Genomic DNA, 14,747 nt, shown 5'->3' on the forward strand with positions numbered 1-14,747 from the left:
AGGCTCGCGTAACATGACGACCGGTTTCGCAAGACGCCCGATTGCACAGCAGTTGATCATGGCGACGATCGCCGCGCTGGTCGTTGTTTTTTCGGCATTGACGCTGATTGTCCAGAATAGGGCGGACAGTACCGCCATTGCGGTGACCGAGCGCAATCTCGAAAACGAGGCCAGGCTGATGGCCGGTAGCCTCGATGCGCTTTACGACTCGGTCAAGGTCCGTGGCGATGCCGAAGCACAGTTCTTCCTCAAGTATGCCGGAGCACAGCCGGAGGCCGGTGTTGGATTGACCAGGACCGGCGATGTCGATTTGCCGACGATCAGGCTCGGCCATGAGGTGCTCAATGGAAACGATCGGGTACTCAAGGCCTTTCGCGACCTGACGGGAAGCGAAGCGGCTTTTCTGGCGATTCGCGACAACAAGGTCTATCGGCTGGCGACCCTGCTGAAGGATAAGGACGGCAAGCCCATGAACGGGGTGCCGATTGCCGATGGCGACCCCGTTGCCAAGGCATTGCTGGCCGGTGAGAACTATCAGGGCCTGGCCATTCGCGGCGGCAAATACAACTTCAGTACCGTCAGGCATATCAAGGGCGCCGATGGCAAGCCCTGGCTCGCCTATTCGGTGCGAATTTCCCTCGACCGGGAACTCAAGCGCATTCGCGATCAGTTCGGGGCGATTGTTGCCGGTAAGACAGGCTACGTCTATATCGTCCGTCCCACCGACGAAAAAGGGGTCGGTGAATTCGTGATGCACCCCAAGTTCCAGGAAAAACAGATCGGCGAACTCGATCTCCCGGAGATGACCAAGAACGTGTTGCGGCAGGTTCTGACGAACAAGAGCGGTGCATTCCGCTACCCGTTGGCCGATAGCGCCGGCGTGATACGTGAAAAGATCGTCGTTGCGGCGACCTCGACTGCTTGGGGGTGGACCGTGGCGACCGGCAGCTGGCTGGACGAATATCTCGAGGAAAGCCGTGCCTTGCGCAACGCGCTGATCGTGGCCAGCATCCTGGCTGCCCTGCTGCTGGCGGCCATGATCTTCGTGCTGGTCAGCACCCGTCTGCGCCTGTTGAAGCAGATGGTCCAGGAGGTCGAGCGCATGGCCGGGGGCGACCTGCGTACCGTCGTTCATGGGGGCGAAGCGGACAGCCGCAACGAAGTTCATGTCATCGGCCAGGCCTTCAACCACATGGCGAACAACATGCGCTCGCTGGTGCAGGGTGTTTCCGCGACTTCGTCGGAGGTCGGTGCAGCGGCCAACGAACTGCAACAGGCAGCGAGCGCAGGCCGTGAATCGTCGGCGCGGGCCTCGTCCTCGGCAACGGGCATTGCCGCATCGGTCGAGGAGTTGTCGGTCAGCGTGACGCAGGTCGCCGACAATGCCAATCATGCGGCCCGGATATCCGAAGACGCCAAGGCGGTCACGGCGTCGGGGCGCGATGTCGTTTATCGCACCATGGACGAACTGGAGCGTGTGGCATCGGACATCACCGACTCGGCGGCCTTGATCGAGTCGCTGGGCGAGCGCTCCAAGCAGATTTCAAGCGTGGTTGGTGTGATCCGCGAAATCGCGGATCAGACGAATCTTCTGGCGCTCAACGCGGCGATCGAGGCGGCGCGGGCCGGTGAGCAGGGCCGGGGGTTTGCCGTGGTGGCCGACGAAGTACGCAAGCTTGCCGAACGAACCTCGCTGTCCACGCAGGAAATCGCGACCACCGTATCCGCCATTCTCGACGAAACCGGACGTGCCGTCAGTCGCATGCAAGCGTTGAGCGCCAACATGAGCGGCAGCGTCGAGATGGCCCGTCAGGCCGGGGATTCCCTCGAAGCCATCGACCAGCGCGCCCAGGAGACGGTCGATGTCGTGCATGGCATCGCGGACAGTTCGCGGGAGCAAAGTGCGGCCAGCCAGGAAATTGCGCGCCTGGTTGAAACAATTGCCCAGGCGGCGGCAGGCAGCAGCAATCGGGCCGCACTCAACAGCGAGCGGGCGCAAAACCTCTTGCGCCTGGCGGCCGAACTGCAAGCGCAGTTGTCGCGCTTCAACACCTGATTGTCCGGCAGGCTGTAAAATTGCCTTCTTCCCAACGCGGCGCCCTGCGGGGCGCCGTTTTCATTGCGACTCATGCCCTACCTCAAACTCTCCGACGCCTGCCTTGCCTACGGCCACGTGCCGCTTCTCGACCATGCCGATTTCCAGCTCGATCCCGGCGAACGCGTGGCCCTGATCGGTCGCAACGGTACGGGCAAATCCTCCCTGCTGGCGGCAATGGCCGCCGGCTCAGGCAAGGGACGTCTGGATGACGGCGAAGTCTGGGTGCAGCCCGGCATCCGCGTCGGCTACGTGCCGCAGGAGCCGCCTTTCGACCCGGCGATGAACGTTTTCCAGGCCGTGGTTTCCGGCATGGGCGAAACCTCGGCGCTGCTTGCCGAGTACCATGCGGTATCGCATCAATTGGCCGAAGGGCAGGGCGATCACGATGCCTTGCTGGCGCGCATGGATACGCTGCAGCACGAGCTGGAAGCGCGCGGTGCATGGGCTTACGAGGCGCAGGCCGAGCGCGTCATCGACCGCTTCGGGCTCGATCCGGAAGCCAGCGTCGGTTCCCTGTCTGGCGGCCAGAAGAAGCGCCTGGCGCTGGCGCAGGCGCTGGCCGTGGCGCCCGAGGTGCTGCTCCTCGACGAGCCGACCAACCACCTCGACATTGCCGCCATCGAATGGCTGGAAAACCTGCTCATCGAAAGCGGCGTCAGCCTGTTCTTCATCACCCACGACCGTTCCTTCCTTGACAGCGTGTGTACGCGCATCGTCGAACTCGATCGCGGCAAGCTGGCCAGCTTTCCCGGCAGCTTCACGCAGTACCAGCAGCGCAAGGAAGCCATGCTGCACGAGGAGTCGCTGGCCAATGCCCGCGCCGACAAACTGCTCAAGGAAGAAGAGGTGTGGATCCGCAAGGGCGTCGAGGCGCGGCGGACGCGCGCCGTCTTCCGCGTCCAGCGTCTCGACAAGCTGCGTGCCGAACGCCAGGCGCGGCGCGAACGGATGGGCAAGGTCAATCTGCAGCTCGATGCCGGCGACAAGAGCGGCAAGCTGGTCGCCGAGCTGGAGCACGTCAACAAGGCTTTCGGTCAGCGCCAGATCGTCCGCGATTTCTCGTCGCGCATCCAGCGCGGCGACAAGATCGGACTGATCGGCCCCAACGGCGCCGGCAAGACCACCCTGCTGCGCCTGATCCTTGGTGAGCTGCAGCCCGATTCCGGCATCGTCCGCCAGGGCACGAAGATGGAGATCGCCTACTTCGACCAGTTCCGTACCCAGCTCAATCCCGATTCGACGCTGGCCGACGTCATTTCGCCGGGCTCGGATTACGTCGAAATCGGGGGTGCCCGCAAGCACGTCATCGGCTATCTCGAAGACTTCCTGTTCGCCCCGGAGCGGGCGCGCTCGCCGGTCAGTTCGCTGTCCGGCGGCGAGCGCAACCGCCTGCTGCTGGCCCGTCTGTTCGCCAAGCCGGCCAACGTGCTGGTCCTCGACGAGCCGACGAACGACCTCGATATCGAAACCCTCGAGTTGCTGGAGGAGCTGCTGCAAAACTACGACGGCACACTGTTCCTGGTCAGTCACGACCGAACCTTCCTCGACAACGTGGTGACGCAAACCATCGCCGCCGAAGGCGAGGGGCGATGGCACGAGTACGCCGGTGGTTACAGCGACTGGGCGTCGTACAAGGCGGGTGTGGCGAAAGAGCCTGCCAGGGTCAAGTCCGAAGCCAAACCCGTCGCCAAGGCCCCGGAGCCAGTCAAGCCGAAGGGTGACAAGCTGTCCTGGAAGGAGCAGCGGGAGCTCGAGGCCCTGCCGGGGAAAATTGCGGCACTGGAAGACGAGCAAGCCGCTCTGACGACGCGACTCGAGGATCCGTCGATTTACCAGACCGATCCGCAAGCCGCGCAGCGTGCCGCGGAACGGCTGGCCGCCATCGATGACGAATTGATGATCCTGCTGGAGCGCTGGGAGGCGCTGGAGTCGCGTGCCGGCGGTTGATGCCGGCTAGTGGTCCTCGTTCTGCCCGTCGGCTTCCCTTGCCGGCAAGGGTTCCAGGCCCAGGCGCTGACGCACGGCTTCCGGAGAGATGTTGAGCAGTTGCCCGATGTCCTTGTAGTCGTCAGGCAAGGCCGGATCGTCCCAGCCATGGGACGAATGGCGGGCCAGGCGCACAGCCAGGGTCGCATTGCGGACCCGTGCCAGCGTGGCGTTGTCGTCGTCAATCAGGGTCTGGAGCAGTGGAGGCAGATGCCAGACCCGGCAAAGTTCGCGCTGGATTTCCAGGAAGGTGAAACCGAGGATTTGCTTCTGCGCATCGGCGCTGCGCATGCCGGGGTGCGCTTTCAGCTGCTCCTGGATGCGCAGGCCGAGTTTCGGGGCGGTACACCACACCAGCATTTCGGCCAGGTCATGGAGCAGCGCTGCAACACGTACTTCCTCCATGTTGATGTCCTGTCGCCAGACGGCCCATTCCTGTGCGTAGTCGGCCGCCCGCTGGGCGCGGCGGATGATCTGGAGCACGCCGAGGAGTGCTTGCGGGCCGGCTTCCTTGACTTGCTCCTCGATCGTGAACAGTTCGTTGAATTGATTGAAGAAGGGTTCTATGCCGGCCATCATCACCGCGCTGGCAATGGTCGTGATATCCCTTTGCAGGGAACGCCCGCGCATCGGCTGAATGAAGGCCAGCACGCGCACGGTCATGATCGGGTCTTGCAGAATCAAATGCGCCAGTTCGCGAACGTCAACGCGATCAAGGTCGGCACGCATCTCGTCCAGCCGGCGTTTGGTAACGCGAAGGATGGGTAACCCGTTATTGCTGAACAGAAGGGTCCAGGCGTCAATGTCGGGTAGTGCGTGGTCAAGCATTGTCTGTCGGCTTTCGAAGGGCGGTTCTGTGCTGGCAGGGGGGAGTGTAAGGTGGCTGGCTATGCCGGGCAAGGGTGGCGGCGTGCGATAATGCAGCTCCGGTCAAATACTCCCGAACCATCATGCGCTACCAAGTCGTTCCGGTTACTCCCTTCGAACAGAATTGCACGCTCTTCTGGTGCGAAAAAACCCGTCAGGCTGTCGTAATCGATCCGGGCGGCGATATCGAGCGTATTCTGCGTGCCCTGGAGGATGAGAAGCTGACGCTGGTCAAGGTGCTGGTTACGCATGGTCATATCGACCATGCCGGCGGTGTGGCCGCGCTGGTCGAGCAGACTGGCGTGCCGGTCGAGGGGCCGCATGAAGAGGATCGCTTCTGGATCGAAGGCATGCCGCAGCAGAGCAAGATGTTCGGCTTCCCCAATGTGCGCAGCTTCGAACCGACGCGCTGGTTGAAGGGGGGCGACAAGATCAGTTTCGGTGAGGTTGAGCTGGATGTGTTGCACTGTCCGGGGCATACGCCGGGTCACGTGGTTTTCTTTCACGCACCGAGTCGGCTGGCCCAGGTTGGCGATGTGCTGTTTCAGGGCTCCATCGGCCGGACGGATTTTCCGCGGGGCGACTACGACACCCTGATCGACTCGATCAAGGGTCAGCTTTTCCCGCTGGGTGACGATGTGGCATTCATCCCCGGCCATGGCCCGATGTCCACTTTGGGCGAGGAACGCCAGTTCAACCCCTTCCTGTCCGGGCGTTTCGGCTGATCAGCTTGTCGGGTGAATCTTGGCTGCCCAGCCGATGGCGGTCAATTGGGCATCCAGATAGGTTTCCGGCGATATGCCCAAGGCGTCGAGCTTGGCCGCGGCCGTGCCCAACTCGCGTTTGTCCCCGGCGCAAACGGCGCTCAGGAGCTCGCCAAACGGACCTGTATGATCGCCCAGCGCCTGTCGCGCAGGCTCAGGCAACGGTAGTTGGTTCAGGATGTCGGACATCGGCATGTTGAGCAGCACATCCAGCAGGGAGAATGTGCCGATCATGAATGCCATGTCTTCCGGGTGCTCGAGTGCAGGGTCCAGCGCTAGTCGGGAGCACAGCAGTTCGATGAGGCGCCCGCGTGCCGCCGCTTTCGGGAGCAGCGGTGTCGGGTGCTGGCCATTGTTGGGGTCGGAATAGACCAGCAGTTGCAACCAGCGTTGCAACTGCCGACGTCCCAGCAGGTTGATCGCCTGGCCGAAGCTGGTGATTGGGCTGCGTGGCGACATGGCGGCCGAATTGACCAGCCGGAGCAGGCTGTAGGACAGCTTGGATTCCTCGCGGAAAATATCTTCCAGGTCGCTCGTGTTGGCATCGCCTTCGATCAGGCTCAGCAGCTTGAGCAGTTTGAGCTTGGTCATGTCGGCCTTGCCCTGCGTCATGGAGCGGGCAAGCAGATACTCCCCGGTCGAGAAGCTGCAGGCATTGGCCTGGGACCACTCGCGATCGTTCGGAGTGTGCAGCCCGGTAATACCGATCATGGTCCGGCTGGCCATGCCCAGCAGGTTGTACGGTGGCAGACTGCGGGCATGGCTGGCGTCAATGAGCAGGTAGTCCCAAGTGCCGCTTGCAGGTAACTTGATGGCTGGGCTGGCGGCCAGGGCAAGTTTGCGGCTTGCCTTGCGCAATTGGCTTTCCAGTGGCGCTAGTGTTTCCTGTCTGTCCTGCGAAGCATCTGCCGAAAATACGACGACCGCACGCTCTCCCTTGTCCTGCAAGGAACTGCAATTGCTCTCTGCCGGGAAAAACCACGGCAGGCGTTGGTCGAACTCGTCAAATTGCGAGGAGTGGGCCAGCTGCGAGAGCAACTCCGAACTGCGCGTGCCGCTGGGGAATTCGGCAAGGAAGGCGGCCCAGCCGTCGTCGGGACCCAGCATCGGGTGGATGAAGACGTAAGGCAATTTGTTCATGGTGGGTGCTCATCGTTATTTTTAACAATGCTAACAAACTGGCGTCTTCCCGTGTTCGGTGTCGGCATAAATATGCGAGCAGGAAAGTCGGGCGTTGCGTCAACGTATAATCGCCCAATGACTCCTTCCTATTGGGTGCAGGCCTCCGAGGAACTGGCTGCGAACGATCCGGCCATGGCCGAGCTGGTAAAACGTTATCGAGGCGCTTCGCTGGTGTCTCGCGGCGATCCATTTTCCACCCTGGCGCGGTCCATCGTCGGGCAGCAGATATCGGTCAAGGCAGCCGACTCCGTTTGGGCGCGTTTTGTCGATCGGGTGGGGGAAGTCACGCCGCAGCAACTCGCTCGGGTGGGTGCCGAGGGGCTGGTGGGTTGCGGTCTGTCGCAGCGCAAAATCGAGTATGTGAGCGATCTGGCCAGTCACTTTCTCAGTGGACGGATGAATCCCGTGCATTGGGCGGATCTGGACGACGAGGCGGTCATTGCGGAACTGGTGGGCGTGCGTGGCATTGGCAGGTGGACTGCCGAAATGTTCCTGATCTTCAACCTGATGCGTCCGGATGTTTTCCCGGTTGACGACATCGGTCTGCAACGTGCTGTCTTCGAGCGCTATTTCGGCGGTGCAAAGCAGTCAAAGCGAGCCTTGGTCGAATTTGGCGATCGCTGGCGGCCATGGCGTTCGGTGGCGACATGGTATCTGTGGCGTAGCCTTGATCCGGTGCCGGTCGAGTACTGAAACGTTAGCCATCCTGCCTTTGGGGTAAAATGCGCCCCAACTTAGCCTAACGAGCAGTCCATGAAAACAAGTTTCCTCGACTTCGAGCAATCCATTGCCGACCTTGAAGCCAAGATCGAAGAGCTGCGCTTTGTGCAGGATGACTCCGCGGTCGATATCTCCGAAGAAATCGACCGTTTGCAAAGCAAAAGCGCTCAACTGACCAAGGATATCTACGCCAAACTGACGCCGTGGCAGATTTCGCAGGTAGCTCGCCACCCGCAACGGCCCTATACGCTCGATTACTTGTCGCTGATCTTTACCGACTTCGAAGAGTTGCACGGTGACCGCGCGTTCGCCGACGATCACGCCATTGTTGGCGGCCTGGCTCGTTTCAACGGTCAGCCGGTCATGGTCATCGGCCACCAGAAGGGGCGCGATACCAAGGAAAAGATTTACCGCAATTTCGGTATGCCCCGTCCGGAAGGTTATCGCAAGGCCCTGCGCCTGATGAAACTGGCCGAAAAATTCGGCATTCCGGTCATGACTTTCGTCGACACGCCGGGTGCCTATCCCGGTATCGATGCCGAGGAGCGCGGACAATCCGAGGCCATTGGCCGCAACCTGTACGTGATGGCCGAACTCAAGGTGCCGGTCATCGTCACCATCATCGGTGAAGGCGGTTCAGGTGGTGCGCTGGCGATTGCCGTCGGCGATACCGTGCAGATGCTGCAATACTCGACCTATTCGGTCATTTCGCCGGAAGGTTGCGCTTCCATCCTCTGGAAAAGTGCCGAAAAGGCACCTGAAGCGGCCGAAACCATGGGTATTACGGCGCAACGCCTGAAAACCCTGGGGCTGGTCGACAAAGTGGTCAATGAGCCGCTGGGTGGTGCGCACCGCGATCATGCCGCCATGGCGCAGAACCTCAAGAAAGCACTGCAGGATGCGCTCAAGCAGCTTTCGGGGCTGTCCACCGGCGAATTGCTGGAGGCGCGCTACGAGCGGCTGATGAGTTATGGCCGCTTCAAGGAACAGCCGGTTAACTGATCTGCGGAAGCGGGTCGGCGATGTGCTTGCCACCCGCATCACGCCCGGTACCCCCCTTTCGGTGGGGCTGTCCGGTGGCTGCGACTCCGTCGTCCTGTTGCATATCCTCTCCGAATCGGAGTGGCGTCATGGGTTGCAAGCCGTACATGTGCATCATGGCTTGTCACCCAATGCCGATGGCTGGGCAGCCTTTTGCAGCAACTATTGCCGCAGCCTGGGGGTGCCGCTCATCGTTCGTCATGTATCGATCGATGGCGCTTCCGGCCTCGGTATCGAGGCAGCTGCCCGCAATGCCCGCTATGCGGCTTTTTCGGAGGTAGCCCGGGACTGGCTGTTGCTTGCCCACCATCGCGGCGACCAGGCGGAAACGGTATTGTTCAATTTGCTGCGCGGGGCAGGCGTAAATGGCGCGGCGGGTATTCCGGTCGAGCGGACGGCAGGCAATGTCACACTGCTCAGGCCGCTGTTGGATGTGTCCCGGGGCGACATCGAGGCTTATGCCTGCGACGCTGGCTTGTCCTGGGTGACCGACGAAAGCAATGCCGATATGGCACTGACCCGCAACTATCTGCGGCACGATGCGCTGGTCGGTCTGAGCCGGAGATTTCCGGCGGCCGAGTCCTCATTGGCCCGGGCCGCGGCCAATTTTACTGAAGCCGCAGGGTTGCTCGACGAATTGGCGGCGCTGGATTGGTTGCAGGTGGGGGAAGGTGCTGCGGCAAGGGTGGCAGGATTGCGCCAATTAAGCGTCCCGCGATTGAAGAATCTGTTGCGCCACCGCTTGCGTTGCCTGGGTTGGCAGGTTCCCGTGGCGAGTCGCCTCGATGAGTTCGCCCGGCAGCTCCTTGCGGCCGCACCCGATCGTCATCCGGAGCTCGTGCTTGAGGAGGGCGTGATGCGGGTGGAGAACAGGCGGCTTCACTGGTCGTTAAGAAAATAACAATCTGTTACCAAGCGCCTTTCCGCGGCGAATAGCCTTCAGTTACAATCAAAGAATTACTTTATTCATATACAGGCCATGATTACCGGATCCATTGTCGCCATCGTTACGCCCATGCATGAGGATGGCAGCCTCGATTTGAACGCCTTCCGCAATCTGCTCGACTTTCACGTGCAGGAAGGCACCGATGCCGTCGTCGTCGTCGGCACGACCGGCGAGTCGCCGACCGTCAACGTCGAGGAGCATTGCGAACTGATCAAGGTGGCGGTCGAGTACATTGCCGGCCGTATCCCGGTCATCGCCGGTACCGGCGGCAATTCGACGGCTGAAGCGATCGAACTCACCGAGTTTGCCAAGAAGGCCGGCGCCGATATGTCGCTGTCTGTGGTGCCTTACTACAACCGCCCGACCCAGGAAGGCATGTACCGTCATTTCAAGGCAATTGCCGAAGCGGTCGAACTGCCGATCCTGCTCTACAACGTGCCCGGCCGTACCGTGGCCGATATGTCCAATGACACCATCCTGCGCTTGGCGCAGGTGCCGGGTATCGTCGGCGTCAAGGACGCAACCGGCAACCTTGATCGTGCCTGTGATCTGATCGCCCGTGCTCCGAAGGAGTTCGGTCTGTACACCGGCGACGACATGACGGCCGTGGCAACCATAGCCCTTGGTTTCCATGGGGATATCTCGGTAACCGCCAACGTTGCGCCGCGCCTCATGCACGAAATGTGCGTTGCTGCCCGCAATGGTGACATGGCCAAGGCCCGCGAAATCCATTTCAAGTTGCTCGGCCTGCACCGCGACCTGTTCTGCGAAGCCAACCCGATTCCCGTCAAATGGGCGGTGCACAAGCTCGGCCTGATGCCCAACGGCATCCGCCTGCCCCTGACCACCCTGTCGGAGGCCGCGCAGCCTCGCGTTCTGGCCGCTCTGCGCCAGGCCGGCCTGATCGCCTGACCCCGGAGTACAAGAAACATGAATCGTCGGCTTTCCGGCCTCGCTCTTTCCCTGCTTGCTGTTGCGCTGGCAGGGTGCAGCCTTCTTCCTGATTCCCGCAAGATCGAATACAAGTCTGCCGGCAAGGCGCCGACACTTGAGGTGCCGCCCGATCTGACCCAGGTTACCCGCGACGACAAGTACCTGGTGCCCGATGCTGCCGGCAAGGGGAGTGCCACCTTCTCGGCCTACAGCGCCGACCGCACGCCGCAGGCACAGGCGCAAAACTCGGCTGTGCTGCCGCAGGTCGACAAGGTGCGTGTCGAGCGCTCCGGGAACCAGCGCTGGCTGGTTGTGACGGCGCCGGCCGACAAGCTGTGGGATACCGTCAAGGATTTCTGGCAGGAAACCGGTTTCATCATCAACGTTGAACGTCCGGAAGCAGGCGTGATGGAAACCGACTGGGCGGAAAACCGCGCCAAGATTGGCCAGGATTTCATTCGCAATACGCTGGGTCGCCTGCTCGACTCGCTGTATTCGACGGGGGAGCGCGACAAGTTCCGCACTCGCTTCGAGCCGGGTTCTACCCCGGGCACCACCGATATCTTCGTGAGCCACCGCGGCATGGAAGAGGTTTATACCTCCTCGGCCAAGGATGACACGCGTTGGCAGCCGCGTGCGGCTGATCCCGAACTCGAAGCCGAAATGTTGCGTCGCCTGATGGTTCGTCTCGGCTCGGAAGAGAAGCGCGCCGAGGCATCGCTGGCCTCAGTCAAGGCTGAGCCGCGAGCCAAGTTGGCCAAATCGGACGATGGCGCTGGTACGCTGGAGGTTCTCGACCGCTTCGACCGCGCCTGGCGTCGTGTGGGCCTGGCGCTCGATCGTGTCGGCTTCACCGTTGAGGATCGCGATCGTTCCCGTGGTCTTTATTTTGTCCGCTATGTCGATCCGGACGCCGATAATCGCAGCAAGAAGGATACCGGGCTGTTGTCCAAGCTGGCTTTCTGGAAGAGCGATACCCCGGTTAACACCAATGCGCAGTACCGCATCCATGTCAGCGAAGATGGGCAGCAAAGTGTCGTGAAGGTGCTTTCCGCCGAAGGCGGCACGGACAAGTCGGAAACCGCCAAGAAGATTCTCGGCCTGCTCCTCCAACAGTTGCAGTGATTCGTTTTGCCTCGCTCGGCAGCGGCAGCGCCGGTAATGCGCTGCTTGCCGAGTCCGGGGATACCTGTTTGATGCTTGATTGTGGTTTTGGGTTGCGGGAAACCGTCACCCGCATGCTGCGTTTCGGCAAGCATCCCTCCGATCTGGCCGGGATCTTGGTGACCCACGAACATGGCGATCACGTCGGCGGTGTTTTCCGTCTGGCGAGAAAACATGCCTTGCCTGTCTGGATGACCCATGGAACCTGGGTTGCTTGCCGTGAAAATGCGGAGGGCCTGGATCTCAGGGTCATCGACGGTTATCGTGCTTTTGACGTCGGAAGCTTCGAAGTTCAGCCCTTCCCCGTCCCTCACGATGCGCGTCAGCCGGTTCAATACGTGGTTTCTGCCGGGGGCAGGCGCTTGGCTGTCCTGACGGATATCGGGGAGGCGACCCCGCATGTGTGCGCCAATCTCTCTGGCTGCGATGGGCTGGTCCTTGAGTTCAATCATGATGCCGAAATGCTGGCGCATTCAGCTTATCCCGCTTCAGTGAAGCGCCGGATCGCCGGTCGCTACGGTCATCTTGAAAATCGTGCTGCGGTAGCCTTGCTGGAACAAATCGACTGTTCGCGTCTCCAGCATTTGGTGGCTGCCCATCTGAGTGAGCGAAACAACTGTGAGAGCCTGGTTCGGACGCTTGTTGACGATTATCTGGCCGACGGCGGTGGAGAGTTTACGGTGGCAACCCAGAACGACGGCTTCGATTGGCGAAGCCTGAGGTAGATTTTCAAATCGACAAGGCAATAAAAAACGGGGCCGCAGCCCCGTTTTTCTTGAGAGCAAGAAGATTACTTCTTGGCTTCCATACCAGCTTGTTCGGCCGGCTTGGCGGCTTCCATGCCAGCCATGCCAGCTTGTTCGGCCGGCTTGGCGGCTTCCATGCCAGCCATACCAGCTTGCTCGGCCGGCTTGGCGGCTTCCATGCCAGCTTGCGGAGCGGCAGCCGGAGCCGGGGCAGCGGCCGGGGCCGGAGCAGCGGCCGGAGCGGCTTCTTCCTTCTTACCGCAAGCGGTCAGGGCAACGGCCAGCAGGGCAGCGACGAGAATAGACTTATTCATGGGATTTCCTTATCGACAAGAACCAACAAAATCTGAATTTATCGGAGATCAGGAGCTACCTGATCAGCACATGATTATAACAATAATTTATTTGCGAAGGCTGTGTTTGTTGCATTGCGGAATGGCATCCGGATACTACAAGCCCACGATCGTGCTGCTGATTCGTTCGCCACCTTCCGCCCATATTTCGTTGAACTTCGCCAAATAGGGGCGCAGCTCGTCGCTTTCGTCGATCAGAAGCTTGCTGCGCGGCATGTCGCGTTCAAAGCGTATCAGGCCGTGCTTGCCGTCGACGATGATCATGCTGTCGCGCAGGTGGGCGAGGTGGGGTGGCGTTTCTTGTGCGGCAGCGACGTGCCCGTAGGTTGTCAGCAGGCTTTGCAATAAAGGGTGCTGGTTGCGGAGCGGTGATCCATTGCGTACGGCAATGAACAGCGCGTCGGCGCGGGTGCCCTGGACGAGCCGTTTGACATGAGCCAGGCGGGATGCCGAGTCAAGTTTCAGCGTTGTCAGGTCTTCGTCGTAAATGTGAATCTGCTTGGTGGCGATGGCCAGCAAACGGTCGATTGCCGTTTGGTAGTCTGCCCAGGAGGTGATCAGTTCGCGAGCCATGGCGCTTAGTGTAACCGATTGATAGAATTCGCGCTTTTTTGGAGTCGACCGTGCCGATCGGGATGATAGAGTCGCTGGATCACGAGGCGAGAGGGATCACGCGCCAGGAGGGCAAGACGGTCTTCGTCGACAGTGTTTTGCCCGGCGAGACGGTCGAATACGCCAGCTTCCGCCGCAAGCCGAACTATGAGCTGGCTCACTTGGTGAGCGTGTTGGCGCCGTCCCCAGTGCGGGTGGAACCGCGTTGTCCACATTTCGGTATCTGTGGTGGCTGTGCCATGCAGCACATGGAGCCGTCCGCTCAGGTCGCCGCCAAGCAGCGCGTGCTCGAGGACGGGCTGTGGCACATCGGCCGGGTTCGTCCGGAGCGCATCTTGCCGCCGATCTTTGGCGAGCCCTGGGGCTATCGTCATCGCGCGCGTCTGGCCGTACGCAAGGTCGAGCGCAAGGGGGGCGTGCTGATCGGCTTCCATGAAAAGCGCAGCAGCTATATCGCGGACATGACAACGTGCGCGATTCTGCCTCCACACGTCTCCGACATGCTCATGCCATTGCGGGAGCTGATCGGGGCATTGTCCGTCGTAGAGCGCATGCCTCAATTGGAGTTGGCAGTCGGCGAGCACTGCACGGCGCTGGTTCTGCGCATCCTGCAGCCGTTGACCGCTGCTGACGAAAAGATGCTGCGAGCCTTTGCCGACCGCCATCAGGTTGTTTTCTACCTGCAGCCCAAGGGGCCGGATACGGCCTATCGCTTTTATCCTGAAGACGCCCCCCGGCTTTCCTATGCCTTGCCGGAATTCGCGCTTGAGCTGGATTTCAGGCCGACGGATTTTACCCAGGTGAATCATGCGGTGAATCGCATACTGGTTCGTCGAGCCTTGAGTTTGCTCGATCCGCAACCGGGTGAGCGAATCGCCGACATGTTCTGCGGGCTGGGTAACTTCACTCTGCCGATAGCCCGTTCCGGCGCGAGCGTGGTAGGGATTGAGGGCAGTCCTGCGCTGGTCAAGCGGGGGCGGGAGAGTGCAGTCGCGAATGGGCTGAGCGAGCGGGTGGAGTTCGGCGTTGCCAATCTGTTCGAGAGTACCGAAGCGTCGTTGGAAAAATTGGGGCGTTTCGACAAGATGCTGATCGATCCGCCAAGAGAAGGGGCGCTCGAACTGGTCAAGGCGCTGGGCGCGAATGCCCCGGGGCGTATTGTTTACGTTTCCTGCAATCCCTCAACCTTGGCTCGTGATGCGGCGATCATGGTTTCGGTCAAGGGCTATCGTTTTGCCGCCGCCGGTGTTGTGAACATGTTCCCGCACACCGCTCACGTCGAGTCGATTGCGGTTTTTGAACGCGATTGATCGTAGAAAAAAAGGGCGGCCGAGG

General features: G+C 61.0%; 14 protein-coding genes. 10 read left to right on the plus strand and 4 right to left on the minus strand.

All coding sequences use genetic code 11. The features are described from left to right. Positions 1-58 precede the first annotated feature (58 nt). Both F1002_RS02380 and F1002_RS02385 read left to right on the plus strand, forming a co-directional pair. Entirely contained in the window at positions 59-2,056 is a 1,998-nt protein-coding gene (locus tag F1002_RS02380; RefSeq protein WP_191090281.1) for a methyl-accepting chemotaxis protein, read from the plus strand. Between the two features lie 72 nt (positions 2,057-2,128). Further along, entirely contained in the window at positions 2,129-4,045 is a 1,917-nt protein-coding gene (locus F1002_RS02385) for an ATP-binding cassette domain-containing protein (RefSeq protein ID WP_150427423.1), read from the plus strand. A gap of 6 nt (positions 4,046-4,051) precedes the next feature. Here the strand turns inward: F1002_RS02385 and F1002_RS02390 are convergent, their stop codons facing one another. Beyond that, positions 4,052-4,912, minus strand: a complete 861-nt coding sequence (locus F1002_RS02390; protein WP_150427424.1) for an HDOD domain-containing protein — start codon at positions 4,910-4,912, stop codon at positions 4,052-4,054. Positions 4,913-5,031: 119 nt separating this feature from the next. On the opposite strand from F1002_RS02390, the gene F1002_RS02395 reads away from it, so the two are divergent. After that, the gene (locus F1002_RS02395) at positions 5,032-5,676 is read left to right on the plus strand and encodes an MBL fold metallo-hydrolase (RefSeq protein WP_150427927.1); all 645 of its coding nucleotides are present in this window, start codon (positions 5,032-5,034) and stop codon (positions 5,674-5,676) included. Here F1002_RS02395 and F1002_RS02400 read toward each other — a convergent pair whose 3' ends face one another. Beyond that, positions 5,677-6,855 (minus strand): EAL and HDOD domain-containing protein, encoded by a 1,179-nt coding sequence (locus F1002_RS02400; RefSeq protein WP_150427425.1) that lies wholly within the window; start codon positions 6,853-6,855, stop codon positions 5,677-5,679. A 174-nt stretch (positions 6,856-7,029) separates the two neighbouring features. Between F1002_RS02400 and F1002_RS02405 the strand changes: the two genes are divergently transcribed. The 6 genes from F1002_RS02405 to F1002_RS02430 all read left to right on the plus strand — a co-directional run bounded on the left by F1002_RS02405 (position 7,030) and on the right by F1002_RS02430 (position 12,426). Next, positions 7,030-7,590, plus strand: a complete 561-nt coding sequence (locus tag F1002_RS02405) for a DNA-3-methyladenine glycosylase (RefSeq protein WP_223879429.1) — start codon at positions 7,030-7,032, stop codon at positions 7,588-7,590. A gap of 60 nt (positions 7,591-7,650) precedes the next feature. Continuing rightward, complete coding sequence (locus tag F1002_RS02410) at positions 7,651-8,619, plus strand: acetyl-CoA carboxylase carboxyltransferase subunit alpha (protein WP_150427427.1); 969 nt, start codon at positions 7,651-7,653, stop codon at positions 8,617-8,619. 22 nt (positions 8,620-8,641) lie between these two features. Then, positions 8,642-9,559: a tRNA lysidine(34) synthetase TilS gene (gene tilS, locus F1002_RS02415; protein ID WP_191090283.1), complete on the plus strand. Its 918-nt coding sequence runs from the start codon at positions 8,642-8,644 to the stop codon at positions 9,557-9,559. A gap of 78 nt (positions 9,560-9,637) precedes the next feature. Then, positions 9,638-10,516: a 4-hydroxy-tetrahydrodipicolinate synthase gene (dapA, locus tag F1002_RS02420; RefSeq protein WP_150427429.1), complete on the plus strand. Its 879-nt coding sequence runs from the start codon at positions 9,638-9,640 to the stop codon at positions 10,514-10,516. Positions 10,517-10,534: 18 nt separating this feature from the next. Further along, positions 10,535-11,662 (plus strand): outer membrane protein assembly factor BamC, encoded by a 1,128-nt coding sequence (gene bamC / locus F1002_RS02425; RefSeq protein ID WP_150427430.1) that lies wholly within the window; start codon positions 10,535-10,537, stop codon positions 11,660-11,662. Continuing rightward, positions 11,659-12,426 carry an MBL fold metallo-hydrolase gene (locus tag F1002_RS02430; RefSeq protein WP_150427431.1) on the plus strand — a complete coding sequence of 256 codons (768 nt, stop codon included), beginning with the start codon at positions 11,659-11,661 and terminating at the stop codon, positions 12,424-12,426. The genes bamC and F1002_RS02430 overlap by 4 nt, the downstream gene beginning before the upstream one ends. A 65-nt stretch (positions 12,427-12,491) precedes the next feature. Here F1002_RS02430 and F1002_RS02435 read toward each other — a convergent pair whose 3' ends face one another. Together F1002_RS02435 and F1002_RS02440 are read right to left on the minus strand one after the other, a co-directional pair. Continuing rightward, positions 12,492-12,761, minus strand: a complete 270-nt coding sequence (locus F1002_RS02435) for a hypothetical protein (RefSeq protein ID WP_150427432.1) — start codon at positions 12,759-12,761, stop codon at positions 12,492-12,494. A gap of 135 nt (positions 12,762-12,896) precedes the next feature. Beyond that, positions 12,897-13,373: a hypothetical protein gene (locus F1002_RS02440; protein ID WP_150427433.1), complete on the minus strand. Its 477-nt coding sequence runs from the start codon at positions 13,371-13,373 to the stop codon at positions 12,897-12,899. A gap of 50 nt (positions 13,374-13,423) precedes the next feature. Here F1002_RS02440 and rlmD point away from each other — a divergent pair, with 50 nt between their 5' ends. Next, positions 13,424-14,722, plus strand: a complete 1,299-nt coding sequence (rlmD, locus tag F1002_RS02445; protein WP_150427434.1) for a 23S rRNA (uracil(1939)-C(5))-methyltransferase RlmD — start codon at positions 13,424-13,426, stop codon at positions 14,720-14,722. Positions 14,723-14,747: the final 25 nt, after the last annotated feature.

The organism is Dechloromonas sp. CZR5 (genome assembly GCF_008711155.1).
Taxonomy (GTDB): Bacteria; Pseudomonadota; Gammaproteobacteria; order Burkholderiales; family Rhodocyclaceae; genus Azonexus.

Coding starts and splice junctions, on each gene's coding strand:
- F1002_RS02405 (WP_223879429.1), top strand. CDS start 7,030: ATGGCCGAGCTGGTAAAACGTTATCGAGGCGCTTCGCTGGTGTCTCGC.
- F1002_RS02390 (WP_150427424.1), bottom strand. CDS start 4,912: ATGCTTGACCACGCACTACCCGACATTGACGCCTGGACCCTTCTGTTC.
- F1002_RS02435 (WP_150427432.1), bottom strand. CDS start 12,761: ATGAATAAGTCTATTCTCGTCGCTGCCCTGCTGGCCGTTGCCCTGACC.
- F1002_RS02400 (WP_150427425.1), bottom strand. CDS start 6,855: ATGAACAAATTGCCTTACGTCTTCATCCACCCGATGCTGGGTCCCGAC.
- F1002_RS02440 (WP_150427433.1), bottom strand. CDS start 13,373: ATGGCTCGCGAACTGATCACCTCCTGGGCAGACTACCAAACGGCAATC.
- F1002_RS02380 (WP_191090281.1), top strand. CDS start 59: ATGGCGACGATCGCCGCGCTGGTCGTTGTTTTTTCGGCATTGACGCTG.
- dapA (WP_150427429.1), top strand. CDS start 9,638: ATGATTACCGGATCCATTGTCGCCATCGTTACGCCCATGCATGAGGAT.
- bamC (WP_150427430.1), top strand. CDS start 10,535: ATGAATCGTCGGCTTTCCGGCCTCGCTCTTTCCCTGCTTGCTGTTGCG.
- F1002_RS02385 (WP_150427423.1), top strand. CDS start 2,129: ATGCCCTACCTCAAACTCTCCGACGCCTGCCTTGCCTACGGCCACGTG.
- F1002_RS02410 (WP_150427427.1), top strand. CDS start 7,651: ATGAAAACAAGTTTCCTCGACTTCGAGCAATCCATTGCCGACCTTGAA.